At 60.6% G+C, this 292-nt stretch carries 1 protein-coding gene; it reads right to left on the reverse strand.

All coding sequences use genetic code 11. The features are described 5' to 3' along the window. On the reverse strand, nt 1-244 hold a 244-nt coding region (locus ACLBX8_RS32060), incomplete at its 3' end, for a recombinase family protein (RefSeq protein ID WP_447716457.1). Between the last annotated feature and the right edge of the window lie 48 nt (nt 245-292).

Raw genomic sequence — 292 nt, forward strand, 5'->3', positions numbered from 1 at the left:
AAATCGCCTTAGCCTCGTGCCCAGCTACGGCGGCCAGGATATGGATGGTCAGTCGATTAGCTTGCGGGAAGTCGGCCGCCACGAACTCGACGCCCGCCTCCATCAGGGTCGAGATGAAGGCGACGTTGCGTGCCAACCGGTCCAACTTAGCAATGATGAGCGTCGCCTTATGAAGCCGGCAGAGGCGTAGGGCCTCGGCGAGCTTGGGGCGATCATTGCGCTTACCGCTCTCAACCTCGACCACCCCAGCATAAAGCTGTCCGGGACCATCTCTAAGATAGTCCCGGACAGC

Source organism: Methylobacterium sp. D48H (assembly GCF_053345715.1).